The 3,064-nt window shown below is 28.0% G+C and carries 4 protein-coding genes; all 4 read right to left on the minus strand.

Features of this window, described 5'->3' with window-relative positions; translation table 11 throughout:
* A partial coding sequence (locus ACTG3S_RS05095; RefSeq protein WP_439128291.1) for a TonB-dependent receptor occupies positions 1-1,440 on the minus strand: 1,440 nt, incomplete at its 3' end.
* A 76-nt stretch (positions 1,441-1,516) separates the two neighbouring features.
* Entirely contained in the window at positions 1,517-1,921 is a 405-nt protein-coding gene (locus ACTG3S_RS05100) for an HYC_CC_PP family protein (RefSeq protein ID WP_439128292.1), read from the minus strand.
* A gap of 45 nt (positions 1,922-1,966) precedes the next feature.
* Positions 1,967-2,398, minus strand: coding sequence for an exosortase F system-associated membrane protein (locus ACTG3S_RS05105; protein WP_439128293.1), 432 nt, complete (start codon positions 2,396-2,398; stop codon positions 1,967-1,969).
* Complete coding sequence (gene xrtF / locus ACTG3S_RS05110; RefSeq protein WP_439128294.1) at positions 2,395-2,931, minus strand: exosortase family protein XrtF; 537 nt, start codon at positions 2,929-2,931, stop codon at positions 2,395-2,397. Before xrtF ends, ACTG3S_RS05105 begins: the two co-directional genes overlap by 4 nt.
* Positions 2,932-3,064 lie beyond the last annotated feature (133 nt).

The following is a 3,064-nucleotide window of genomic DNA, read 5'->3' on the forward strand; positions in this document are numbered from 1 at the left end:
CGCATACCTTAAATGTAATCTGGGTGTTATAAAAGTACCTAATAAATTATGCGTATCTACTCGCATACCTGCAGTAAAGCTAAAACCTTCTAAATTATCGAATGCATATTCGAAAAAAGCACCCATAGATTGTTCTTTTCTATTGAAGTTTGATGTATTTACTAATTCATCATATTTATCATATGTAAAACTAATTCCTGTTTTAAACTTGTTTCTAGTATCACCAATAATTGAATTAAATAATAGATTAGAGTATAAACTTTCGTGCTTTATGTCGTAAACATTTAACCCAAAATAAGAATCTTGTTGGTGGTTGCTATATGCAAATTGAAAGCCAAAACTTTGAAAAGGAAGTTCTGGAAAAACATAACCCAATTTTGCAGAGGTTTCAAAACGTCTGGTATCTATTTCACTTCCCCAAGCATTCGTAGTTCCTCGGTCTGTTTCAGGATTAAAATTCAATTCTCCAGTTTGTTTTTCATCATTTAAAAACCTAAAATTGATAAAGCTAACCCATCCATTTTGGGCATCTGTGTATTGCCAACGATTCATTACATTTATTTGATTCGCCAAAGGAGCATCTAAAAAATTATCATTGTTTCTATCAAATTTTTGACCTCTATAATTTCCATGTACATATAAACCTGCTTGCCATTTATCAGATATTTTCTGATTAAAATGCGTATTTAATTCTAGACGTCCGTTTAAAGAACTATAGGCATTTACAAACAATTTGTTATCAGAAAATGGCTTTACCAATTCTGCATTAATTTGTCCAGAAATACTTTCGAAACCATTTACAACAGAACCAGCGCCTTTCGTAATTTGTATACTTTCTACCCAAGTACCGGGTGTAAAAGTTAAACCAAATGCCTGAGCAGCCCCTCTAACAGAAGGTACATTTTCTTGAGTTATTAGTAAATAAGGGCTTTTTAAACCCAGCATTTGTATTTGTCTTGTACCTGTTAAAGCATCAGAAAAACTAACGTCAATAGAAGGGTTTGTTTCAAAACTCTCTGCCAAATTACAGCAAGCAGCTTTTAACAATTCATCATTATTTACTGTAAACATATTTGCAGTTGCAAATAAAGATTTTTGAACAGCATCTCTTTTGCTTTTTACGGTAATTTCTTCTAAACTATTTTCAGGTGTTATAAAGTGATGAAGAGGCTCTAAACTAGTAATGGTAATGGTATCAGTTTTATAGCCAATATAGCTTACTACGAGTTTTTTATATTCAGGTTTGTAGGGTATTGTAAACCAACCTTTTTCATTGGTAACTGTACCTATGCTTGTATTTAGCCAATTTACAGTGGCACCAGGTACACCTAGATGATCTTTAGGATTTTGTTTGTCCATAATCATTCCTTTTAAGGTGTTTTGTGCAAGAATAATTATTGGAAATAGCAGTAAGAAACTACTAAATATATATTTTTTCATTGATATTGATTTTTATAATAAATAACTATTTCTTCTAAAGTTAGAAGTTTGTTTGATAGTTGACGTTATTATAAAATCAAATTAAAAAAGATTGATATAAAACTTGATAATCTTTAGGGATATCAGGTGGAGAAAAGTCTTTGTAAAAAGTATTTTTTGTTGTTTTTTCTACAAATAAATCTTGGTGAGAAATTAAAAAAGCAGTTACAAATTGTTGTTTGTCAAGATTTAATTTTAACTCATTAAATTGTTGTAACTCATCTTGACCTTCTGCTGTGATAACTTCATCTTTACAACAGTTTTTCTTTTTAGAAAATGATTTTTTCTCCATTTTCATACCACAGTTTTCAGTGTCTCCTGTTATAGAAATGTCCATTAAAAAATCGCCACAATAATGCGCTTCTACTGCAAAAGAAAAAGTAGAAAACAAAACTAGTATGGCTAGTATTATAGACGATAATTTGGTAAAAACTGCTTTCATTTCTACTGCAAATTTACAATTTGTTACTGAAAAATAAATGTTAAATTATCTATTGCTTAATTTTTGAAAGTAAAATGCAGGTAATAATATTAATAAAAATAAAGGATGAATTATAAATCTTCTAATATAAAAAGGTAATAAATAACCATTTTCAAATTGGTTTTTAACTAAAAAAGTAAAAATGATGATGAGAAAAATAAAAGCGGTCATTAAAAAGAATCCTGTAAATTTTATATAATCTTTCCTTTCAAAAAGTAACCATATTATAGATAGTGTTAAAAGAGAGTTTATCACATATCTAAAAAACATATCTATGGTTAACTTCCATAAATCTACTTTTGGTATTTTGGTATATAGATAATCGTTTTTAAAATAGTCAATTAAAGGGTCGTAAAATAAATCTGTAGCATAACCTCTCACTAAAAATAGTAATAAGAAACTTATTAGAAGCAATACTATTTTTATGTAAGTATTCATTTTTTATGGTTAGAAAATTTTTGAACCCAGATAACCCAAAGCAAAAATACAAATCCATAAATTATGGCAGGAAAAATAATGTTATGTAAAAATTCTTGTTGATTTGGGTATTTATAAATCATAACAGCCAAAAAAGCTATTCTCAAAACATTAATAACATATATTAAAAAACTACCAATAATAGAGTAGAGTAAAGTGGCTTTAATAGAACCAGCAAAAGCAATTATAAATGCATTAAATAAAATAATAATACTTAAAGAGTTGCAACCCTCTATAACTCTTGCTGTGTATTTTCCATTAATAAGCAATTTTACAGAAAGCTCTTTTTTATGTTGATATGCTCCAGCATCATACCCAAAAAAACCGATAACATTTACAGATTGATCTGCAACTAAAGTGGTAATGGGTGCAGTTTTAAAGATAGGTTCTTTTTGCTGTGTTTTTTGTAAGTAAACATTATATATTACGAATAATAATGCATAAGTTACAAAAAACTTTATTAGAAAAATGAGAACATTTTTATGTTTTTTCACAATAGAAAATCATTTAAATTTGCAACCTATTTGCAAAACGAAGATACAAAAATGGAAATTGATATTATAAAAAATAAAGTAGCAAAAATTATTGCGGAAAAAACAACAGTAGAAAACAAACTACAAGCAATTT

It is taken from the genome of Polaribacter sp. (genome assembly GCF_965656025.1).
Classification (GTDB): Bacteria; Bacteroidota; Bacteroidia; order Flavobacteriales; family Flavobacteriaceae; genus Polaribacter.

What these genes read in the sequence shown, in the direction of transcription:
- ACTG3S_RS05100 (WP_439128292.1), bottom strand. Translation starts at nt 1,921, where the DNA reads ATGAAAGCAGTTTTTACCAAATTATCGTCTATAATACTAGCCATACTA.
- ACTG3S_RS05105 (WP_439128293.1), bottom strand. Translation starts at nt 2,398, where the DNA reads ATGAATACTTACATAAAAATAGTATTGCTTCTAATAAGTTTCTTATTA.